We start from the raw sequence: 20,155 nt of genomic DNA, 5'->3' as shown, positions 1-20,155 counted from the left end.
TATAGGGTTTACAATTAGGAATACTGATTTTGAATTCATGGATTTATTTCTTATCGGTCGGCAGAAAACTGCACGTCCTTTTTAACGGGACAATGACGTGTTTTTCCATGCAAAAATCATGTGGATACATCGTGGTTACGGAAAAAATGAATATCTTTGCATAAGATACGCTGCGCTCGGCAATGAAAGGTTGCAGAGGCAAGAAGCAAAAAACTATCGAAAATAAAGTAGAAGTCTACAGGTTTTATGAAACGATATATCCTATTCGTACTGTTTACCATGCTGTGTGGCTTTCAAGCGATGGCACAGACGGGCATGACTGATGAGCAAGTGATGCAATACGTTGTGAAAGAATACAAGCAGGGAACACCCCAAAGCCAGATTGTGACCCAGCTGATGCAGCGGGGCGTAAATATACAGCAGATACAACGGGTACGGAAAAAATATGAGCGTGTGACTAAAGAGGAGGGACTCGGACAGGTAAGTGCCGAGACCACGCCCAAGGATGAGAAGACCCGTTTACGCAAGAACAACGGCGAGAAATCCGAGAAGAAAAACACCAATTATCAGGTAAAGAGCAATATTCCTTACACACATACCTACGATAAAGATGATGCTGATTACCAGCAGATGCAGAAAGAAATAGCCATCCTTGTGCCCGATTCCACGATTCAAAAGGAGAAAGTATTGCCCGAGGAGCTGCTGCGACGCAATGAAAAAAAGGTGTTTGGCCGAGATATATTCAACAAGAAAGACCTCTCTTTCGAGCCAAACATGAATATCGCTACGCCACAAAACTACCGTTTAGGGCCAGGCGATGCCGTGATTGTCGACATCTATGGTGCTTCGCAAAAGACAGAGGAACTCACTGTTTCGCCCGACGGAGACGTTACCATTGAGGGCTTTGGTCCCGTACATGTCAGTGGATTGACGGTAGAGCAGGCCAACGCACGGCTGCGTTCCACCCTTGGTGCCCGTTACAGAAGTTCACACGTCAGGCTCACGGTCGGCCAGACGCGTACTATCATGGTAAACGTCATGGGCGAGGTTCAGACACCGGGTACTTATACCCTGTCGGCCTTTGCGTCTGTGTTCCATGCCCTGTACATGGCCGGCGGCATCAACGACATCGGTACGTTGCGAAACATCAAGGTTTACCGTCGCAACCGTCTCGTCACCACTGTAGATGTTTACGACTATATCCTCAACGGGAAGCTCACGGGCAACATCAGACTATCCGACAACGATGTGATTGTGGTCGGTCCTTACGACTGTCTCGTGAATATCACAGGTAAGGTGAAACGCCCCATGTACTATGAGATGAAGAAGACCGAGAGCGTGGGCACTTTGCTGAAATATGCCGGAGGATTCACAGGCGATGCCTACAGAAAGTCCGTGCGGCTCAGGAGAAAAACCGGTCGGGAGTTCACTCTCTTCAACATCGGTGAGTTTGATATGCATTCTTTCCGCGTAGCCGATGAAGATTCTATCAGCGTAGACTCCGTGTTGCAACGTTATGCCAATATGGTAGAAGTCAAAGGGGCTGTCTTTCGTCCCGGCATGTATCAGGTGGGCGGCGACATTACGAGCGTACGTTCTCTCTTGGAACATGCCGAAGGTCTCAAGGAGGATGCCTTCACCGCTCGGGCTGTCATGCACCGTATGAAGGAAGACCGCACGCTCGAAGTGGTCAGTGTAGACGTGGAAGGTATCTTGAAAGGCAAGACGGCAGACATACCTTTGCAGAGCAACGACGTGCTCTTTATCCCCACCAAACAGGAAGTGCAGGCCAATCGTACCATTACTATTCACGGCGAGGTGCAAGACCCCGGCATCTATAAATATGCCGATAACGAGACCATCGAGGACTTCATTCTGCAAGCCGGAGGGTTGAAAGATGCGGCCTCTACCGTGAAGATTGATGTGGCGCGTCGCATCGTAAATCCCTCTGCTACGACTACCGATTCCATCATCGCCCATACGTATAGCTTCTCGCTCAAAGACGGTTTTGTCGTCGACGGGCAACCGGGCTTCACGCTTCATCCGTTTGACGAAGTGTACGTGCGCAAGAGTCCGGGCTACTCCGAGCAAAAGAACATCAAGGTAGAGGGACAGGTCATGTTTGCCGGTACCTACACGCTCACCCGCAAAAACGAACGCCTCTCCGATGCCATCAGGAAAGCCGGCGGCATGAAAGAAACCGCATACCCCAAAGGTGCCCGTCTGGAGCGCCGTATCACGCCCGATGAGCGGCTTCGCATGGAGACCATTCTCAAGATGGTAAAGGCACAAGACGGAAAGAAAGACACTTTGGACGTTGCGAAGCTCGACATCGGCGAGACCTACTATGTGGGCATTGAGCTCGACAAGGCGTTGAAAGAACCCGGAGGCGATGCCGACCTTGTGTTGCGTGAAGGCGATAAACTCATCGTTCCGGAGTATAACGGAACGGTGAAAATCAGCGGCGACGTGATGTTCCCCAATACGGTGGCCTACGAAAAAGGCCGGCGTGTATCGTGGTATATCGAACAGGCCGGCGGATTTGGAAACAGAGCAAAGAAGAGCCGTTCCTATATCGTTTATATGAATGGAACGGTAGCCAAGGTCAGCCATAATGCGAAAGTCAGGCCAGGGTGCGAGATTGTGGTGCCCAGCAAGTCGGAGAACAGCGGTTTGAAACTCACGGAATGGCTCTCTATCGGCACAACCACGGCCGGCGTTGCCACCATGATTGCCACCATTGCCAACTTGCTGAAGTAGTTATGGTATCCGCTGGCATTGCTTCGCTCCGGTAGAGCATAGCCTCGCCTTGTTAGAGAAAGATAAGATGGGAATACAGAAAAACTTCGTCTACAGCGGCATCCTCACCGTATCCAACTACGTGTTTCCGCTCATCGTTTTCCCTTATATATCCCGCGTGTTGGGCGTGGAAAACGTGGGAATATGCAGTTTCATCGACAGCATTATCAATTATTTCATTATTTTCTCCATGCTGGGTATCAGTGCCATCGGCATTCGGGAGACGGCCGCAGCACGCACCGAACCTTCGCGGCTCGGCAAGGTCTTCTCCAGCCTTATCACGCTCAACGGCCTTTTTACCGCCGTGTTGCTCGTGATATTGCTCGTCTGTACACAATGGATAGACCGCCTCTATGAGCATCGGCAGCTGATGTATGTCGGTGCGTTCAAACTCCTGTTCAATTTCCTTCTCATGGAATGGTTGTACACGGGAATGGAAGAGTTCCGATACATTACCGAGCGGTCGCTCATCGTGCGCGTTCTCTACCTGATAGCTGTGTTCACTCTTGTCAAGGCACCGACCGATTATTCTGTGTATTTCGCCCTCACCGTGGGATTGGTGGTGGTGAATGCGCTAATAAACATGGTGAGAAGCCGCCGCATTGTGCGCTATCGGTTTCGCGATGTAAACCTGAAGAAATACCTGAAACCTTACGTCACGTTAGGCGTGTATATGATATTGACCAATCTTTACACTGCGTTCAATATTATTTTTCTCGGCTTTGCTTCCACCGACAGCGAAGTGGGTTATTTCTCTACGGCCTATAAACTCATCATCATCTTTCAGGCCGTCTACACGGCATGGACAAATGTGGTCATGCCTCGGATGAGTTCGCTGCATTCCGACAACGACGAAGAACAGTTCAACCGTCTTGTTCACATCTCCATGTCGGTGTTGTTGTGTCTGTCGGTGCCCATCGTCATTGCGGGTATGATATTCAGCAGCGACATTATTCTGCTTGTCTCCGGTCGCGGTTATGAGCCGGCCGCGTTGCCCCTGCGATGGTTGATGCCACTCATTTTCATCATCGGCTACAGCCAGATACTCGTCATGCAGATACTCATTCCTTGCAAGGCCGACCGCTTTTTGGCGTGTGTTTCAGGTATCTGTGCCGTGGTCTGCATTTTGTTGAATGCGTGGCTTGTGCCGCGTTTTCATGCCATGGGTTCTGCCGTGGCGTGGCTCTCGTCCGAGACCTGCGTGCTGTTCATTGCCCAAACGTATGTGACCCGTCGTTTCGGCATCCGCTTCCCGTTCCGCATCTTGTTGCAGAATGTGGCGATTTATCTGCCGGCCGTTGTGTTGTGTCTGCTTGTCCGCTATTTCGTCACCGATGCTTTCTTTCTTCATTTCATTGTGGCCTCGGTGCTGCTGTTGGCCTATTTTGTGGCCGTGCAATGCCTTTATCTGAAGAATCCTTTTGTCTTGGCAAAGCTTCACGCGCTCCATGCGTGGCTCTTCTCACGACAAAAGCCGTAGCGTCAGATGCTACGGCTTTCCGCTCCGGATGAAATCGGTATCTTCGAGAGATGTTCAGGGGCGATAGCGTCCTACGTCGTGTTCCTTGCGCATCTGGTAGCGCAATACTGTCGCCGAGCTCAACTTGGCATGATGCAAAACGTGATGCATCGACATGGTGTTGCCGAATCCGCTTTCCTTGGCCACCTCAGCTATCGTCATATCCGTGTATCTGAGCAAGGAAAAGGCTGTTTGCAGTTTCCATTTGTTGCGAAAGGTACGACTTCCCATCCCCGTGAGCATAAACGTAACGCCTTCGAGGTCGCGTGTGTTGATGCCGTGCGAATCGCAGAAAGAAAAGAGATTGAAGTCCGATGTGCCGATGCTGCGCAGGTAGTCGTCGAAGATGTGTATGCCGGTGGGCGAGGTATTCTGCTCGTAGGGCACGTAGTGGTAGCTGCCGTCGGGCTCGTAGACTCGTTTTTCGCTAAACGGAAAGATGAACAGGTCTTCAAACGTGAATTGCGGTGCGCCTGTGAGTTGGCGCTCTTTGATACTTGTGTACATGGTCTATGCGATTGGTATTTGTTTGGGACAAATATAGCGATTTTTTTTGGTAACTTCTCATCTCTCGACCCAAAAAGCGACCTTCTTTATAAAGAAAACACTTTATTTTGTTACTTTTCTATGTGGAAATATAACGTCGTAAAAAACGCTGTTATAAAATCCCGTTCTGCAACAACGTCGTAAAAAACGCTGTTATAAAATCCCGCTCTGCAATAACAGCGTAAAAAACGCCGTTATAAAATCCTGCTCTGCAATAACGTCGTAAAAAACGCTGTTATAAAATCCCGCTCTGCAATAACGTCGTAAAAAACGCTGTTATAAAATCCCGCTCTGCAATAACGTCGTAAAAAACGTTGTTATAAAATCCCGCTCTGCAATAACAGCGTAAAAAACGCTGTTATAAAATACCGCTCTGCAATAACAGCGTAAAAAACGCTGTTGCATTTCTTATGGAAGAGAGAGTAAAAAGAGTGTGTGGGGACGTGTTACACGTAGGTGGCGAGGAATTTTACACGGCCTTCTACGTAAAGCGTGCGGGTGGTGGCGGGAATGAGTATGGTTTCGCCGGATGCGATGGGGGTGCGGGTGCCCTCGTCGTCGGTGACGGTGGCTTGTCCTTTCAGGCATACAAGGGCGACGAAGCTGTCGAGCTGGCTGTAGTCGAGCGTCATGGGGGCGGAGAGGTCGTAGACTTCGGTGTGGAAGAAGGGGCAGTGAATGAGGTTCACGCCTTGGTTCTCGGCCGGTACATATTCCGTGCGGTAGTTGTTTTCTACGCGGAAATTGATGCACGCTGCCGCCTCGCGGGTGTGGAGTTCTCGGTATCGTCCGTCTTTGTCTTTGCGTTTGAAGTCGTAGATGCGATAGGTCACGTCGCTGGTCTGCTGTATCTCTGCGAGGAAGCATCCGGCTCCGATGCTGTGGATGCGTCCGGCGGGGATGAAGAAGCAATCGCCCTCTTTCACTTCGTAGTCGGCTACAGCCTGCATGATGGTGCCATCTTCGACCATGTGTTCGTATTGCTGCGGGGTAATCTTCTGCTTCAGTCCGCAGTAGAGTTTGGCGCCGGCATCCGATTCCATGATGTACCACATCTCGGTTTTGCCGTGGTCTTTACCCTGCCGGCGGGCGATTTCTTCGGACGGATGCACCTGTATGGATAGGTCTTGGCGGGCGTCGATGAATTTGATGAGTAGGGGGAACGTCGTGCCGAAGCGGCGGAAGTTGGCCTCGCCCACGAGCTGTCCTCGCATCTCTTCAATCAGCGTGCGGAGGGTTTTGCCCCGGAGTTCTCCCTCGGCTACGACGGACTCGCTGCCCGGCACGGCCGATATTTCCCAACTCTCGCCGATTTGCGTGGCATCGGTGTCGAGGTGTTTGAAGGAGACGAGCTTTTCGCCTCCCCACAAGGTCTGTTTCAGGATGGGTTTGAACTTGATGGGTCGCATATTCGGGGTTCGTTGTCAGTTGTTTTTCCAGAAGGCGGGGGTGAAGATGACTAACACGCTGAATATCTCGAGACGGCCTACGAGCATGAGAAACGAGCACATCCATTTGGCGAAGTCGGGCAGGCTGTTCCACGACATCGTGGGACCAATCTCCAACCCGAGCGACGGGCCTACGTTGCCCAATGCGCTGAGCGTGATGGTGATGGCGTTGGTGTTGTCTATTCCGCAGGCAATCATGGTGAAAGAGCATACGAGGCTGAGCACGAGATACATCGTGAGGAACGACAGGAGCGTGAGGCGGCGGTTGTTTTCGATGTTCACCCCGTTTATCCTTACGGGCAACACGGCGTTGGGGTGGAGGATGTGTTTAAACTCGTTTTTGATAATCTTCAGCAGCATCACGCCTCGGATGGATTTGAATCCGCCGCTTGTGCTGCCCGAACATGCACCGATAAACATGCAGAGCGCGAGTGCCACCCATGTGACGTGCGGCCATTGTCCGGCGTCGTCGTTGAAGATGCCCGTTGTGGTCAGAAACGATACCACTTGGAAGAGTCCACAGCGGAAAGCATGCTCTAAATCATAGCCGTTTTGTATCATCAACTCTATCATGATGAAGACCGTGAGGCTGAGCACCACGACAAGATAGAATCGAAATTCGGAATTGGTCAGCAGTTGTTTCGGTCGCAGTTTTACCACCGATGCGTAAAAAAGGGTGAAGTTGATGCCGGAGAGGAAGCAGAAGAGTGTGCAGACGTATTCCACAGCCGGCGAATGGAAATACTCCACACTGGTATTGTGGGTGGAGAATCCGCCGGTGGCCGTCGTAGACATGGCGTAGTTGATGCCGTCGAACCAACCCATGCCGCAAGCCACATAGCTACCTATGCAGGCCACGGTGAGCAGGAGGTAGACCATCCAAATCCATTTCGCGCTGGTGCTGAGTTTGGGATGCAGTTTACTGCTGATGGGACCTGTGGCTTCGGCTGCGAATACCCTGACCGAACCGCCCACCATCGACGGCAGCAGAGCTATGGTGAAGAACACGATACCCAGCCCGCCGAGCCATTGCGTGAGTGAGCGCCAGAAGAGCAATCCGTGGGGAAAGGCTTCCACATCGTCGAGGATGGTGGCACCCGTCGTCGTGAACCCCGACATTGTTTCAAAGAAAGCGTCGGTGAATCCGGTGATATAGCCGCTGATGAGGAAAGGCAGTGTGCCAAACAAACTGAAGACCGTCCACGACAGTGTGACCACAAGGTAAGCATCACGCCGTCCCAGTGCGTTGTCGGCATGGCCGCCGGCATATTTCAGCACGAAGCCGAAGAGCAGGGTCACGATAACGGAGATGAGAAACGCCATCACGTCGTCTTCCTTGAAGTAAGATGCCATGAGCAGGCACATGAGCATGAGGCCAGCTTCGAGGAAGAGCAGGGAACCGAGTATCTTGGAGATGAGTTTGAGATTGATCATCGCTTAATTGAAAAACTTCTCTATCTTCTTCATGTCCACACTGTGGCAGAACACCATCACGGAGTCGCCCGCTTCGATGAGCGTGTTTCCGGAAACAAGCAGTCCTTCGCCGTTGCGCACAAGGCCGCCGATGGTCATACCTTTGGGCAGTCCGAGGTCTTTGACCGGCTTCTTCGTTACCCGCGAGCCTTCCACGGGGATAAATTCGGCCACATCGGCGTTGGCGGTTGTCAGGAATTTCACGTTGTGTACGTTAGCATCGAGCATCATTTGATAGATGTATCCGGCGGCGATGGCTTTCTTGTTGATGATAGTCCCGATGTCGAACCCTTCGGCCATCTCTGCGTAATCCATGTTCTCGACCATGGCCACGGTCTTGCGTACGCCCATCCGTTTAGCTGAAAGGCACGCCAGGATGTTGGCTTCGGCGTTGCCTGTGAGTGCCACGAAGGCCTGCATGTTGCGTATTCCTTCATCTACGAGCAACGAGATGTCGCGGCCGTCACCATTGATAACCATTACCTTATCTCGCGTAATGATGTCGTTGAGCAATTCGCAGCGCGCCTCGTCTTTCTCCATAATCTTTACGTCCATGTAGTCGGGTATGGCCTGCAGGGCATGCACGGCGGTGCCTCCGCCTCCCATAATCATCACATCTTTCACGTCGGCGTAATGCTCTTTTCCCACGATTTTCCGCACGTGGGGGATATAGTTGCGGGTGGTCATGAAGTAGGTGAGGTCGTAGAGCTTCAGCACATCGTTACCTCCCGGAATGATAGTGTCGGGGCCACGTTTGATAGCTACGACATGGTAGGGGTCGTCGGGACCGCACAATTCTTTGAGGGGGCGGTTGAGCACTTCGCAAGTTTCGCGGAGCTTGATGCCTAACATGACGAGTGCTCCGTCGTGGACATCCCATCGCTGGCGTACCCACGACATCTTCAGCCCGTTGGCAATATCCTTGGCTGCGAGCATCTCCGGATAGATGAGCGAACTGACGCCCATCTTGTGGAAAATCTCTTCGTTGTCTTGCTGTTGAAATTCTGAATCGTCTATCCTCGCCACCGTCTTCTTGGCGCCTAAGGCATGTGCCAATCCGCAGGCGGTAATGTTTTTATATTCGTCGGGTGTTACGGCGATGAACAAATCGGCAGCGGCCACGCCAGCCTCTTTCAGCGTCTTGAGACTTGTGGGTGAGGCGTGCATGGTCAGCAGGTCGAAGTCGGCACGTAGCCGTGCAAGGTTATCTTCATTCTCGTCGATGAGAACGATGTCTTGATTGTTGCGTGACAGCAGCTTTGCCAGATGTGAACCGATGGTATAAGCACCGGCGATGATGATTTTCATTGTCTGTGTAAGTTCTCTATGTTTTGTCTGATGGCCTCTTGATCCAGCCCTACGATGTGTCGCAACTCGGTTACGGTGCCGTGTTCTATGAATCGGTCGGGCAGTCCCATTCTGATGATTTGGGGATGAAATCCGTTGTCGTTCATCCATTCTCCCACAGCACTGCCTAATCCGCCGTCGCGCACGCCGTCTTCGATGGTAATTACTTTGCCGAAGCGTTCGCCCACCTCGCGAAGCAAGTCTGCATCAAGCGGTTTCAGGAAGCGCATGTCGTAATGTGCCACACTGATGGTTTCTGCAAGCGATTCTATGACTGCTGTCACGTCGTTGCCCAGCGGTCCGATGCTAAGCACCGCTACGTCTGTGCCGTCGTGCAGCTTGCGACCTGTGCCCACGGCCACTTCTTCGAGTGGACATCGCCAATCGGAGAGTACGCCGTTGCCGCGCGGATAACGGATAACGAACGTTCCTTTGCCAGGCAGTTGTGCTGTGTACATGAGCCGTCGCAGTTCGTGCTCGTCCATGGGTGAGGCTATGGTGAGGTTCGGTATCGGACGGAGAAAGGCCAAGTCGAATGCGCCATGGTGTGTTGCCCCGTCTTCGCCCACTAATCCTGCACGGTCTAAACAGAAGACCACGGGCAGGTTCATGATGGCCACGTCGTGGATGATGTTGTCGTAAGCCCGTTGCGAGAAAGCACTGTAGATATTGCAAAACGGCAGCAGTCCGTCTTTCGCCATCCCGCCGGAGAATGTGGCGGCATGTCCTTCGGCAATGCCCACGTCGAAAGCTCTGTCGGGCATGTTCTTCATCAGTATGTTCATCGAGCATCCCGTCGGCATGGCTGGTGTTACACCCACAATCTTAGGATTCATTTTGGCTAGTTCCAACAGGGTTTCGCCAAAAACCGTTTGATATTTCGGTGGACAGTCTACGGGGGTGGATGCGATACGTTCACCCGTGTTTACGTCGAATTTACCCGGGGCATGCCAGACGGTGGCCTCTTCTTCTGCGGGTCGATAGCCTTTTCCTTTCACGGTATGCAGGTGCAGCAACTTAGGGCCTTTCATGTCTTTCAGCTGAGTCAACAGGCGTACCACCTCTTTTACGTCGTTGCCGTTGAACACCCCGAAGTATCTGATATTCATACCTTCGAAGATATTTTGCTGATGGCTGAGTGCCGACTTGATAGCATTGTTGAGGCGGATGATGCCTTTGCGTCGCTCTTCGGTCAGATAACCTTTGGAATATAACCACTGCGATGCCTTCAGTCGCAGCCGGTTGTAGGTTGCAGTGGTGTCGAGGTTGAGCAGGTATTTCTCCATCCCTCCTACGGCGCGGTCGATGCTCATATCGTTGTCATTGAGCACGATAAGCAGGTCGTTCGGCGTACTTGAAACGTTGTTCAATCCCTCGAAAGCAAGTCCACCGCTCATGGCACCATCGCCTATCACGGCTACCACATGGCGGTCTTTGTGTCCGCTTTTCTTCGCAGCCACAGCCATACCTAATGCGGCCGAGATAGAGTTGGAGGCATGCCCGCAGGTGAACGTGTCGTACTCGCTCTCTGCGGGGCAGGGAAAGGGATGTATGCCGTGTAGTTTTCTATTGGTGTGGAATCGGTCTCGGCGACCTGTCAGCAGTTTATGACCGTAGGCCTGATGCCCCACGTCCCACACGATGCGGTCGTCGGGTGTATTGAAAACGTAATGCAGGGCTACTGTAATCTCTATGGCACCGAGACTTGAGGCCAAATGACCGGGATTCACGGAGAGTTCTTCCACAATATTAGATCTCAGCTCTTTGCATAGATGTGGCAACCGGTCTACGTTTAGTTTTCGCAAGTCCGACGGATTATTGATACGGCTTAGCAGTCCGATTTTCTTATCTTCCACCATGTCACATTATAAGGAATACCATGCAAAGGTACGCTTATTTTGGCGTAAAGCAAAATAAATGCCTTTTTTTCTCCTTGCGCAACACCCCTATCTGCCGTGTGGTAGCAAACCTTTTGCAAGGTTTATCGATACATCTCCACATGGTTTTACTCTTTTGCGCTTTGCTGTTGCTTTACGCGATGAAACAGGGTTTATCATCGTCTTTACGATAGGAAATACAAATTCCCTTCATGAAGGGAAATATTTCCCACCGTGAAGAGACAATTTTCCCGTCGTAGATAACAAACTCTCCAAACGTGGATAACAGATTATCCAAACGTGGAGAACAAATTCTCCAAACGTGGAGAACAGATTATCCAGACGTGGAGAACAAATTATACAAACGTGTATAATGAGTTATACAAACGTGTATAATGAGTTATACAAACGTGTATAATGAGTTATACAGACGTGGATAAGGGATTATAAGCATGTGATGGGAATTTAATATTCCTTATATCTCATGAGGTGAAATCATATTGTAAAGGCGGTTGCCCTCTAACTATCTACGTGAGTTCGAGATAAGAGAATCTCATCCAATAACTCCAAAGGGGCGACAGAAAACTAAACTCGATCCTCTGTCACCCCTGCGGGATTCATCTTTCTGCACATGCTTGTCAGGGGTGGCGCTCTTACGAGCTTCACACCCTGCCTAAGGTCTTACGCCCCGTTGGAGCTGTGAGAAAGGTTGCCAACCTTTCCCTGTACAAACGGCATCTGTACACGGTACGAATGCCGACTTATCAATCGTCACTTTACGAGCCTGAAACCCAAATCTCATGAATGGTTTGAGTAAAGGGGGTAATAGAACCGACCGATAAGGCGTTGGTAACGGTCTTTTCTGCTACTTGCAACGGCCATGCATCTACAGAGAAAGGAGGGTTGTTGACATATAATAGCCGTTGTAGCCCCAGAGGAAGAGAGTAAGGAGAAGCAACAGGAAGCGCAACAGACGGCGGTAAGGGCGGTTGAGGGGGCGCAGGAGAAAGGCAAAAGCGATGGGGAAAATGAAGAGCCAATGGGCGGCCATGATATAAATCTCGTTAAGGCCAAAGCCGAGCACGACGTGCAACAGCATGTCGAAAGCAAACCACGACAGGCACAGTTGCATGAGCGGGAATCGCAGTCCGCACAATATGCCGAGCAGAAACAACGCTACGAGCAAGCTCTCGATGGCATAGTTAAGTGCGGAATCGTAGGAAACAATGACCGGTCGTCCGTGAAAGAGGTCTTGCAGCGTATGCGTCGGATGCAGTTGGATGGACTCTCCGAATAGGTTTTCTACGGCAGAGGGCAGGCGCGGGGTGGAGATATCTGTCCATTGCAACAGTCCCTTTTCGGCGAGCGGTATGCCTTTTTTGGCCGTCTTCTCTTGTTTGGCCTGTGCAATCTTCACGGCCTGTATCGTATCTTTTCGCATGTGGTATGCCTCCATCTGTCTGCCTGCTTCCAATCGAGGTTGCACGTATTTAGCATCCTGATACAGGCATGCGCCGGCAAGAATGGCAACGGGAAATGCTACGGTGACCAGCAGGCGGAGAGGCGACAGCGACCGTCGGCCATTGACAAACGCATCTGCCAGCCATACCTTTACACCATTGGTGGTGGTTACTCCCGCAGTCAGCAGGCAGAGCAAGGCCGTCTGCCATGCTTTCATCTGTTCACCATCTGTCCACTTACGGCCTGCAACATACAGCGTAAGGGTGAGTAGAAAGAGGGAGAGGCCGAAATGGTCGGGTACCATAACGGTCAGCATGATGTGAGAAAAAGAGAAGAAAAGGACGACAAGGAGCAATGCATCTGTGCGCCCCACACCAATCAACTCGTGCAAGATGCGGTAAAGAAAGAGGAATGAGTAGACGGCACAGACCGTGAGTACGCCGGCCACGATGAATATGGCGCAGTTGATGCCTGTAACACCCATCAACCATTCGTTTAACAGTGCGAAAGGATACCATAACAGGGATAGGACAGGATGGCGGAAAATCTCGTAATACACGTCCCAGTGAGATAGGGTGATATATGTCAAGGGGTCGAATCCCGATACTTGGAAATGGTTGAAGAAGAGATTCCAATAACCTTGGTTGCCCCCACGGGTGAAGAGGTCGTAACGATATACCACCATCACGACCTGCAGCAAAGCCGCAAGGAGCAATGCTACAAAGGCGGGTCGGCGTTCGTCTCGTCGGATAGCAAAGGGGTTTTTCATAGGTCAAGGGGTTTATCCTATCATATAGGAGGTGAACAATATACTATTGTAGAGCCATAAATAGAGGGTGAGCACCCCCATTCCGATGCGCAACAAGCGGAGCGTGCGTCCTGTACAAGCGCGGAACAAATAGGCCACGGCAAGAGGTATGACATACATCCAATGGCACGACATGATATAAACCTCATTCAGACCGAAGCCGAGGCCGATGTGAAGGAATAGGTCAAGCGCAAAGAACGATAGGGCTGTCCATAGGAAACGGGAGCGACGGCCACACCATACGCCCACGATGAAGAGCAATACGACGGCGGACTCTACCCCATAGCTGATAGCCCAGCGATAGGGCACAATGACGGGGCGACTGCGAAACACATCCTGTAAGAGGAAGTCTTGGTGCAGCTGGAGCGACTCGCCGAAGAGGTTTTCTATGACCGATGTTCCGCGGTCAGTGGTGCCGTCTGTCCATCTGAGGAACTCTCCCTTCGCCATTGGTACGCCTTGCTTGGCTACCTTTTTCTTCACATAGACCACACAGCGTGGTGGAGCGGTGGGCGTCTTGCTGATAGCCAAATCGTGTTGGCGTTGTTGTTCCTTACGGATGCGTTCCTGCATCTTCGCCGCATGGCGTGCCTGTTCTTGGTCACGCACGAAGTAGCGATACTCTAACCGACAGAAGCCCCACATCAACAAGGCGGGTGCCAATACGGCAGAGAGGAAGAAGCGAGGGGAGAAGAAACGTCGGCCATTGGTAAAAAGGGCGGCGAGAAATACCTTGAGGCCGTTGTTAAGAGTGACACCGGCCGTGGCAACGAAAAGCAGCAGCGTCTCCACCTTTCCGAGACGATGCCCCCGCAGCATACACAGTCCGGAGATATAGAGCGTGAACAGCAGCAGGAAGAGCGACATGATGAAATGGTCGGGAACAGAAGTGGAGACCATGACGAAAGCAAACGAGAAGAAGAAAGCATCGAGAAGAAGGGCATCGACATGGCGCAGACCTACGATGCGACGTAGGATTCGATAGAGAAAAAGAAAGGAATAAAAGGAGCAGAAAATAAGGATGACACCCACCACGAACGGGGCACAGTTGATACCTGATAACCACATGAAGGCCTTGTTGATGAGATAAGGAGCATACATGAAGAACGACAGCAACGGATGACGATACACATTGTAGCGTGCTTCCCATTCAGTGACAACGTAGTAGGTGATGGAGTCGAAGCCCGATACTTGGAAACCGCCCACCAATACTTGCCAATAGTCATGTCCCAAGAAGGTGAATGGATCGTAATACCTACAGACAGTGAGGGCATTGAGAAGCGTAAATACCACAAGGGCTATGGCAGCAGGCAGGCGTTCCTCTCGGCGCAGGCGGAACATGCGAAACAGGTTGCCTGTGCCATCGGTCTTTAAAAAGAACCTGACCAACAGGAAATTCACGGGTACGCTGACGACGAACATCGGTATTGGTGCCCACGATTTGGGCACGTCCAAAGCCAAAGCGAGGTTGAGTATGCCCATCTGTAAAAGGTAATTGATAATATGGGAGAGCGCAAACCCTATGCCGCGTCCGGTGCTTGCCTTCACCTTAAAGGTATAACGCGTGGAGGCAAGGAAGTTGAACAGAAAGCTGATCAGATAGCCTACGGTCATGGCTGGTGTGGGTTCGCACCATTGCAGCAAAAGGCCGTAAATGGCATATTGCAGCAATACGGCCGTCACGCCTACCATACAGAAGCGCAGAAGTTCACCCGCCTTCTGCCGTTTGTCATCATCTAAACGGCTTAAAATATCCCTTATCTGCATAGTCTAACATTTCTTTATCACCCCTGCTGTCGCCGAAAGCTGTCAGTTGGTAGTCTTTCTCCTCACCCATGACGGCCTTGATACGTCGTACTTTCTCCGCCCCGTAACAGTTAGGAGTGAGGAAGCGCCCTGTGATACGGCCTTCGCTTGTTTCTATCTGCGTGCCGATAACAGTGAGTGTATCGGACAAAGGAAAGAAGGGGCGTACCCAGTTGTCGATACTTGCGCTGACAATGAGTACCCGATGGCCGGCTGTAAGGGCATCGTTGAGTGTGGATATGCCGCGGGAGCGCAACAGTTGCCGATGGTGCGAAGCAAAGGCTACGCACTGCTCGTCGAAGCGTTTAATGGGTGTTCCGCGGAAGAAGAAAGAGAAAACTTGCTGCTTGGCACGGTAGTTGGGATACAGACGTAATTTCATCAGCACCAGCAACGGACTGAACAAAAGGAAGCCACAAAGGAAACGGAGAGTGCCTCGCGTATAGCGAATAAATGCTATAAAAGTGTCTTTGGTAGTCAGTGTGCCGTCGAAGTCAAAAGCAAACACTTGTTTTCGATTGTCCATAGAAGGGTATATCAGGAGGGTTTCTTGTAATAACGGGGCAACGGCATCTTACTTACGGTTTTCTCGATGATTGTATGCAAAGCCCAAGCTAAAGGCATCGCAACGGCAAGCGTAATGAGTGCTGTAGGCCAATAACCGATATGATGGGGGGTAACGTATCGCATCACAAACTGGATATGTATCAGATAAAGCTCCAGACTGATGATGCCTAAAAGGCGGAAGAACCGTCGGATAATATCGGGCGTATGGCGAAATACCTTGCATAACAGCAGCAGACAGGTAACGGTGAGCGGTATATAAACCATGCGTTCTATAAAAAGAGGGAACCGTCCGTGCCACATCTGCTCAAGATAAATGCAGAGGCCGGCGGTCATGAGAAAGCCCATCAACACGAGCCATGTGGTATTTTCTTGCATACGCTGTTCGCTCCGCACCATTTGCCCACAGTTAATGCCGAGAAAGAAAATGGGCACACGACTCCAGAAAATCTCGATGTGACCTACTGCACTGTGGATAGGGGCAACCCATTGCACGGCAACACACCACGCCATCATCAACACAGGAAGCCAGCGGAAAGCGGGATTGCGCTTGATGAGGGTCATATAAGCAGGGGCAAAGCAATACAACACCATAATGGCTGGTACATACCAGAACGTCAGTTCGTCGCGAATCCAAAAGCAGCTGTTGATAAGCGTATCGCCTAAGAGTCCGATGATGCTATGGCCACTCTTGAACCGGGGAATATAATAGAGTGACGCAACAATGAACCATGCAGGGTAGATGCGGATGTATCGGTTGAGGAAGAATTGGCGCAGAGAGGTATTCTTAGACCATGAATACCACAAACCGATACCACTGAGAAATAGGAACATGTCTACCCCTACATTGCCACATCGACGTAGGCCGTAGTATAAGTCATAGCGAGGCAAATCTACATGAAATAATACGATAAACAGCATGGCTGCCCCCATCAATTCGCCACGATAGCGGCTGAGGTCTGCCCATTCTATCTCTTTCCATCTCATGGTGTCTTCCTTTTAAGTTGGGGCGTCGGTATTTTCTTCATCAACATTTCGGCCGCCCATGCTAAGGCAATGCAGGGAATGAGGTAGAGCAGTAGGCCGGCATATACGTCTCCTTGGCGGGAGATAGGGATAAAAACCTTTCGTACCAGCGGATGCGTCACAAATAGAGCGGCAGAGATACTGCCCGTCCATGAAAGTATTTTCAACAGACTGTCGGGTAGCAGTCTGACCATCGATACGCAGCCCGTCACCACGAAAAGTGGTATCCACAACCAAAGGTGGAAATGGAAACCGCATGCAAATACGGCGATAGTGGATAACAAGGCCACAACGGCATAGCCTCTCTTACCCATCGTAACCTCTTTACGTGCATAGAGCAGCCCCGCTCCAAAGGGAAGCATGCCGCCCGTAAAGTTATATCTGATTCTGTTTAATGCCTCGCTTTCGGGCATGCAGACGGCTTGCATCAGCCAGCAAAGCACCACCAAGGCCACGGTAATCCAAGGGCTTCGGCGATACAATACCCATCGGTACACGAGGTATAGCTCCATCATCAAGCCAAAGAACCAATAAGGGCCAGGCCAAATGATATGGTCGGGATAGGGCAGGATGTTGATAAGCATACCTATTTGGGCAATTATATCCCATGCTTGATAAGGATGTCTGCCGGGGGTGATGGCATCGAGCATGGTAAACAACACGAAGCCGACAATCATCATACGCAACAGTTTCAGGTAATGCACTCTGATAAACGGCCATGCGCCTACCCTTTCGGCATCGTTTTCATATTTCTTAAACAGCCCATAGCCACTGAGGAAGAGGAACACGGGTACGCCGTAATGGCCGAAAAAAGACAATAAGTGTACCGGCAGATACATATCGGGATGCTGTAATATCCACCAAAGGCGATGGCTCTTATCGAGGTCGAACGTGTATTCGTTTTCCTTCACAGCCAATCCTAACCAGTGGCAATAGTTGTGCAGCACGATACCCAAGATGGCTAAGCCTCTGAGCGCTGCGCTTTCCGTCTTCGTCAGCGTCCCCTTTCCCATGTCTTCTCCTTTCTATCGGTTTCCATCAGTTTGTCGTAATCTGTCGATGCCTTGAGTATTCGTGGCCGCTTTGCATCGTATGCTTTGCTGAGCGGATTCTCCGTTTCTTTGTAATACTTCGTCTCGATGCCTGCGAGGTAAAGCAGCAAATGCGGCAGGGCATCTGTCATGTAAGGGCGATTTTGGGCTCTCACTATCTGCCGGTAGATGTCGGCATGTCGGCGAAGATAGCGGGGCGAACACCATATCCAAAACGGTATCTCGAACTCTTCTCGGGCAAGCCTTGCCGTAATTTCCGTTGAGTGCATGCGTCCGAAGAAGTGTTCTGCGCCAGGACCATACACCTCTTCCCCATGGTCGGGGACGTAGATAACAATTGCCTCCTCGTGTTCAAAGCGTTTCAATATTTGGTCTACAATAGAGTCGTTGTACAACACGGCATTGTCGTATTCTGCCAAATTCTGCTTTGATTTCTCTCCCAATTCGGGACGGTCGTAGTCGTTTCCGGTGAAGTGTTTTCGGTCTTTTGGGCTTCGGATGCGGTATGACACGTGTTGCCCCATGAGATGGAATATAGTGAGGTTATGTGCCTTGCGGTCTTTTTTCAATGTCTCATAGTCGTTGAGCAGGTCTTCGTCGAAGATATGCAACCGGTCGTTGCGGGTATCGAATTGTGCTTGATTCAATATGGGGTCGTTGAGAAAGAAACCTCCACTGAAATCATACACCTCTTGTCGCGCCTTGGGGAGGAATTGGTTGGTAATAAAGGTGACGTGGTAGCCCGCTTTCCTGAACAATTCGGGGAAGAGCGGATAGTCGCACCACTCGCCTTTATCTCCCACGGAATAGAGAGAAAAGAGGTGCTTGAACACGAAGCTGGTGAGATTCCATGGCGATACAACATCGGTAAAGGGGACTAGTCTCCTTGAGCGTGCTCGCCGCTTCTGCTTCGGCGTAGTGGGCTTATTGTATCCGTACAACTCGGAATGATGCTTATTGTAGCTTTCGCCGATAATCAACACGATATCGGGACTGCGATAGCTGCACGAATCCACCTCCACTCGGTGGGCTGCTGCCCTGAGTTTTTCTATCTGCTGGGCAGCAAGGCTGTTGGCATAAATGCTGAACGTGAGCCGATAGATGGGCAGATACAGTTCGGCATGTCCCTTTTCGGTGAGTGTATGTTCCACTTCTCCGATGTTTTTCCCCGACATCAGCTTCCACGTGGCAGCCTTGTTGTCGGCACTCTCTATACCGGCTGCGATGAGTAGAAACAGGATCAGAATGCCCATTGCAGGGTATGCCTGATGGATGATGGGGGAGACTTTCGCGCTTACCGATGCCCACCACCGTGCCGCAGCATCGGTTTTTCTGTCTTTCCGCAGGCAGAAAATCCAGACGAGGAAGTGCACCATAGGGATGAGCAGCACCCAGAAGAGGTTGGTGGTCAGCACTTCGGCCGATACGTAAGAGCCGAAAAACTCGCCCGTCTCACGCATATCCGTCTCCTCTGCCAGCAGGAGCATGGCCGGATTGAGCGTGGATTGAAACTTCACAAAACAGTAAACATCAATAATGGCTACACCATAGAATACTACGCCTGCCATACGACGCACCCACTTGCGGAGCCTATGAGGCAGAAGACACAGCAGAAGACACAGCACATAGAGGTCGAGAAAAAGCTCGAGAAAAGTGTTGGGATAGATATGCGCATCCTTATAGGGCTGCACCGTGGTATAGCCACACACCACGCCCAAGACGTACATAAACAGGAAAAACCTGCCGTTCGCCTTGATGGGGTAGTATAGGCCTGCAGCCCCTTGTACGAGAAGTTTCAGTGCTTTCATCCGTTCATAATACTTTTGCAAAAGTAATCCTTTTCTGCATGATAAGCAACAGTTCTGCCTGAATTTCGCACCTTGCGCCCTTATGATACCCGAATACTGTTGTCAAATAGCAATTTGAATAAATGACCTCCGGCAATGCCGTTGTCGAATAACAATTTGGGTAAATGACTTCCGCAATGGTTTTGTTAAATGACATAGACAAATACGATATGCCGCGAGAAAGGTTGCCGACCTTTCCGTGTACAAACCGTATCTGTACCACGTACAAACGCCATCTGTACGGGTCACGAATGCCGACTTACCCATCGTAACTTTACGACCTTGAAACCCAAATCGGCCATGAGACCCTATGTTTTTACAGCGTTCTTCCCGCGAGGTGTCTACACCGGCAGACCATCTGACCGGTCACCTGACAAAACCGGAATCGCAGATTTCAATAGCAAGTGCGAATCTATGTAATCCGATTGTAAAACTGTTGTTTTGATGTTGAGAAGTTTAGTTTCTTTCTTGGTCTTGCATTCATTTTCAGAGGTGTTGTGCGATGAACTTGTGTCGACAACTCTTGTAGAGTTCCCCTCCACCAGAACGGTCGAAGCGGATGTAACTGTAAATGGTTTCGAT

Annotated in this window: 13 protein-coding genes; 2 read left to right on the top strand and 11 right to left on the bottom strand. The window is 50.8% G+C overall.

The window, feature by feature from the left end; genetic code table 11:
- Positions 1 to 246: 246 nt before the first annotated feature.
- Both HMPREF0658_RS06370 and HMPREF0658_RS06365 read left to right on the top strand, forming a co-directional pair.
- Positions 247 to 2,760, top strand: coding sequence for an SLBB domain-containing protein (locus HMPREF0658_RS06370; protein ID WP_006949492.1), 2,514 nt, complete (start codon positions 247 to 249; stop codon positions 2,758 to 2,760).
- A 67-nt stretch (positions 2,761 to 2,827) separates the two neighbouring features.
- Positions 2,828 to 4,279 (top strand): flippase, encoded by a 1,452-nt coding sequence (locus HMPREF0658_RS06365; protein WP_024991147.1) that lies wholly within the window; start codon positions 2,828 to 2,830, stop codon positions 4,277 to 4,279.
- Between the two features lie 54 nt (positions 4,280 to 4,333).
- Here HMPREF0658_RS06365 and HMPREF0658_RS06360 read toward each other — a convergent pair whose 3' ends face one another.
- The 11 genes from HMPREF0658_RS06360 to HMPREF0658_RS06310 form a co-directional block, all read right to left on the bottom strand.
- A complete protein-coding gene (locus HMPREF0658_RS06360; protein ID WP_024991146.1) occupies positions 4,334 to 4,825 on the bottom strand; it encodes a hypothetical protein in 492 nt (163 codons plus the stop codon).
- A gap of 485 nt (positions 4,826 to 5,310) precedes the next feature.
- Positions 5,311 to 6,273 (bottom strand): type I phosphomannose isomerase catalytic subunit, encoded by a 963-nt coding sequence (locus tag HMPREF0658_RS06355; RefSeq protein ID WP_006949483.1) that lies wholly within the window; start codon positions 6,271 to 6,273, stop codon positions 5,311 to 5,313.
- A 15-nt stretch (positions 6,274 to 6,288) separates the two neighbouring features.
- Positions 6,289 to 7,746, bottom strand: a complete 1,458-nt coding sequence (locus HMPREF0658_RS06350) for a TrkH family potassium uptake protein (protein WP_006949482.1) — start codon at positions 7,744 to 7,746, stop codon at positions 6,289 to 6,291.
- 3 nt (positions 7,747 to 7,749) lie between these two features.
- A complete protein-coding gene (gene trkA, locus HMPREF0658_RS06345; RefSeq protein WP_006949480.1) occupies positions 7,750 to 9,093 on the bottom strand; it encodes a Trk system potassium transporter TrkA in 1,344 nt (447 codons plus the stop codon).
- Positions 9,090 to 10,991: a 1-deoxy-D-xylulose-5-phosphate synthase gene (gene dxs, locus HMPREF0658_RS06340; RefSeq protein WP_006949479.1), complete on the bottom strand. Its 1,902-nt coding sequence runs from the start codon at positions 10,989 to 10,991 to the stop codon at positions 9,090 to 9,092. The genes trkA and dxs overlap by 4 nt, the downstream gene beginning before the upstream one ends.
- 904 nt (positions 10,992 to 11,895) lie before the next feature.
- Entirely contained in the window at positions 11,896 to 13,239 is a 1,344-nt protein-coding gene (locus tag HMPREF0658_RS06335; RefSeq protein ID WP_006949475.1) for a DUF6080 domain-containing protein, read from the bottom strand.
- A 12-nt stretch (positions 13,240 to 13,251) separates the two neighbouring features.
- Positions 13,252 to 15,045 carry a DUF6080 domain-containing protein gene (locus tag HMPREF0658_RS06330; protein ID WP_006949474.1) on the bottom strand — a complete coding sequence of 598 codons (1,794 nt, stop codon included), beginning with the start codon at positions 15,043 to 15,045 and terminating at the stop codon, positions 13,252 to 13,254.
- Complete coding sequence (locus tag HMPREF0658_RS06325; protein ID WP_006949473.1) at positions 15,011 to 15,610, bottom strand: HAD family hydrolase; 600 nt, start codon at positions 15,608 to 15,610, stop codon at positions 15,011 to 15,013. The genes HMPREF0658_RS06330 and HMPREF0658_RS06325 overlap by 35 nt, the downstream gene beginning before the upstream one ends.
- Positions 15,611 to 15,621: 11 nt before the next feature.
- Positions 15,622 to 16,635 carry an acyltransferase family protein gene (locus HMPREF0658_RS06320; protein ID WP_006949466.1) on the bottom strand — a complete coding sequence of 338 codons (1,014 nt, stop codon included), beginning with the start codon at positions 16,633 to 16,635 and terminating at the stop codon, positions 15,622 to 15,624.
- Positions 16,632 to 17,687, bottom strand: coding sequence for an acyltransferase family protein (locus tag HMPREF0658_RS06315; RefSeq protein ID WP_006949464.1), 1,056 nt, complete (start codon positions 17,685 to 17,687; stop codon positions 16,632 to 16,634). The genes HMPREF0658_RS06320 and HMPREF0658_RS06315 overlap by 4 nt, the downstream gene beginning before the upstream one ends.
- A complete protein-coding gene (locus HMPREF0658_RS06310) occupies positions 17,669 to 19,534 on the bottom strand; it encodes a phosphoethanolamine transferase (RefSeq protein ID WP_006949463.1) in 1,866 nt (621 codons plus the stop codon). Before HMPREF0658_RS06310 ends, HMPREF0658_RS06315 begins: the two co-directional genes overlap by 19 nt.
- Positions 19,535 to 20,155 lie beyond the last annotated feature (621 nt).

This window comes from Hoylesella marshii DSM 16973 = JCM 13450 (assembly GCF_000146675.1).
In the GTDB taxonomy this organism is placed as follows: Bacteria; Bacteroidota; Bacteroidia; order Bacteroidales; family Bacteroidaceae; genus Prevotella; species Prevotella marshii.
This window is presented reverse-complemented; position numbering and strand designations above follow the sequence as displayed.

Coding starts and splice junctions, on each gene's coding strand:
- HMPREF0658_RS06370 (WP_006949492.1), top strand. CDS start 247: ATGAAACGATATATCCTATTCGTACTGTTTACCATGCTGTGTGGCTTT.
- HMPREF0658_RS06365 (WP_024991147.1), top strand. CDS start 2,828: ATGGGAATACAGAAAAACTTCGTCTACAGCGGCATCCTCACCGTATCC.
- HMPREF0658_RS06360 (WP_024991146.1), bottom strand. CDS start 4,825: ATGTACACAAGTATCAAAGAGCGCCAACTCACAGGCGCACCGCAATTC.
- HMPREF0658_RS06355 (WP_006949483.1), bottom strand. CDS start 6,273: ATGCGACCCATCAAGTTCAAACCCATCCTGAAACAGACCTTGTGGGGA.
- HMPREF0658_RS06350 (WP_006949482.1), bottom strand. CDS start 7,746: ATGATCAATCTCAAACTCATCTCCAAGATACTCGGTTCCCTGCTCTTC.
- trkA (WP_006949480.1), bottom strand. CDS start 9,093: ATGAAAATCATCATCGCCGGTGCTTATACCATCGGTTCACATCTGGCA.
- dxs (WP_006949479.1), bottom strand. CDS start 10,991: ATGGTGGAAGATAAGAAAATCGGACTGCTAAGCCGTATCAATAATCCG.
- HMPREF0658_RS06335 (WP_006949475.1), bottom strand. CDS start 13,239: ATGAAAAACCCCTTTGCTATCCGACGAGACGAACGCCGACCCGCCTTT.
- HMPREF0658_RS06330 (WP_006949474.1), bottom strand. CDS start 15,045: ATGCAGATAAGGGATATTTTAAGCCGTTTAGATGATGACAAACGGCAG.
- HMPREF0658_RS06325 (WP_006949473.1), bottom strand. CDS start 15,610: ATGGACAATCGAAAACAAGTGTTTGCTTTTGACTTCGACGGCACACTG.
- HMPREF0658_RS06320 (WP_006949466.1), bottom strand. CDS start 16,635: ATGAGATGGAAAGAGATAGAATGGGCAGACCTCAGCCGCTATCGTGGC.
- HMPREF0658_RS06315 (WP_006949464.1), bottom strand. CDS start 17,687: ATGGGAAAGGGGACGCTGACGAAGACGGAAAGCGCAGCGCTCAGAGGC.
- HMPREF0658_RS06310 (WP_006949463.1), bottom strand. CDS start 19,534: ATGAAAGCACTGAAACTTCTCGTACAAGGGGCTGCAGGCCTATACTAC.